Raw genomic sequence first — 1,605 nt, 5'->3', positions numbered from 1 at the left:
GAAGCCGTCGCTCGCCAACCCGGAGCGGCGCTGCCTTGTCCCGTTCACCCATTTCGCCGGACCCCACCCCGAGGGCGGGACTGGCGACGATGGCAAGCCCCGGCAGATGTGGTTCTTGATCCCCAATGAGCCGATCGCGTTCTTCGTCGGCATATGGCGACCGACTGTGCGTAGCGAAGCCTACGCCTTCGCCGAACGCGATCGTCTCGCCATGGCATCCCAAGGCGATGCCGGTAATCCTCCATCTGCGTGACTTCACCACATAGCTTGACGGGCCCCACGAAACGGCGCTGGCGCTGGTGCGACCCTATGATGGATGATGCGGACCGCGCTGCCTATGCGACCGGCGTGCTTCGCACCGGGAGCCGGATCGAGGGGCGACGCTGGTATCAAGACAATACCCTCGAACCTATCCGCGACGAGACGTTGCGCGAGGGATCGGTGCATAGCTTCATGAATAGGCAATCAGTACTAAGTTCAATTAACCATGCCATAACGGTTTCAATGCGACATGTCGGTGCGCTGAAGGCGCACCGAGGTAAAATATGAGCAGCATCTCCATCAATGATGTCATGGCTTTGCGGAACGCTGTCCTCGACAAGAACGCGGCGCTTCGGAACGTAGCAAGCAACCCGAACTCTGTCTCCGTGTCCGGGGCTGCGAAAGGAGCGGCTTTTGACGCAGCGATGCACACCGCGCTGGGAAAGGCGGATAGCCCAAATTCTGTCTCAGGCGTGGGCGGAGCGGCGGCCGTTTCGCAATCAGGACACGCCGATCTAGGCGGCTTCGCCGCTACTTTTCAGACGCAGCTTCAAAAAATTAATGCGATCAATGCGCGCGCTGGTGCTTTGACGGTTGCCTACGAACGCGGAGAGGAAACCGACATCGCGAAGGTGATGCTTGCGCGGCAGGAGTCCTCAATCGCATTCGAGGCGACGTTGCAGGTTCGCAACAAAGTGCTGTCCGCCTACAAGGACATTATGAGCATGCCGGTGTAGCGCAATCCCGAAAGCACCTCCCTGAGTCGTTAATCCCTGCTGAGAAATACGTTCACGCACCAGCCTCCGCCTACCTCCATTAGCTTCCCTTCGGCTTACGAGCACTGTTGTGCATGGACACGATCTTCCAGCTGCCGCCCACCTTTTTAAGTACGCTTGAGGCAACACCGAGCCGTTCGGCCGCCTCACCGGTTTTGGGCTGAATCCGGTAACGGTAGGTTTCGGTTGCAAGGGCAACCGGTCCCTCGAAGCGGACGTCGACCTTGTAGTCTGAGAAACGGAACGATTTGAACTGCTTCAGCTCGGGACCGAGATGATGAGCCAAGTACGTGGTGTAGCTGCCCTCAGATGCTCCTGTCTCGAAAATCTGCGCGTTGGTCGTGAACAGTCGCTCGGTTCCAGCGGCGTCAAGCTTTTCGATCGCCTTCTTGTACGACGACAGCACAGCCTTCACGGCGCGCGCATCAGCGGCTCGAGCGTCAGACTGCGCCCACGCCGCGGCGGGCAGAGCAATTGACAACGCCATGATCGTCTTCATCCCGATGTTCATTCCTGATCTCCCAAAATAAAACTCTCCACTTTAGGCTATCGCCGTTTGAGGCAATAC

The 1,605-nt window shown here is 58.4% G+C and carries 2 protein-coding genes and 1 pseudogene; 2 read left to right on the top strand and 1 reads right to left on the bottom strand.

The window, feature by feature from the left end; genetic code table 11:
- Together AAIO73_RS20125 and fliE are read left to right on the top strand one after the other, a co-directional pair.
- Nucleotides 1-253, top strand: a pseudogene (locus AAIO73_RS20125) (hypothetical protein); the annotation flags it as partial.
- A gap of 292 nt (nucleotides 254-545) precedes the next feature.
- Entirely contained in the window at nucleotides 546-998 is a 453-nt protein-coding gene (gene fliE, locus AAIO73_RS20120; protein WP_042469180.1) for a flagellar hook-basal body complex protein FliE, read from the top strand.
- A 79-nt stretch (nucleotides 999-1,077) separates the two neighbouring features.
- Here the strand turns inward: fliE and AAIO73_RS20115 are convergent, their stop codons facing one another.
- Nucleotides 1,078-1,548: a YybH family protein gene (locus tag AAIO73_RS20115; protein ID WP_053003295.1), complete on the bottom strand. Its 471-nt coding sequence runs from the start codon at nucleotides 1,546-1,548 to the stop codon at nucleotides 1,078-1,080.
- Between the last annotated feature and the right edge of the window lie 57 nt (nucleotides 1,549-1,605).

It is taken from the genome of Sphingomonas epibiotica (genome assembly GCF_039615155.1).
Taxonomy (GTDB): domain Bacteria; phylum Pseudomonadota; class Alphaproteobacteria; order Sphingomonadales; family Sphingomonadaceae; genus Sphingomonas.
The sequence above is the reverse complement of the archived record's forward strand: the minus strand, read 5'-3'. Positions and strand labels throughout refer to the sequence as shown.

Excerpts from the sequence above, each read along its gene's own strand:
- AAIO73_RS20115 (WP_053003295.1), bottom strand. The coding sequence starts at position 1,548 with ATGAACATCGGGATGAAGACGATCATGGCGTTGTCAATTGCTCTGCCC.
- fliE (WP_042469180.1), top strand. The coding sequence starts at position 546 with ATGAGCAGCATCTCCATCAATGATGTCATGGCTTTGCGGAACGCTGTC.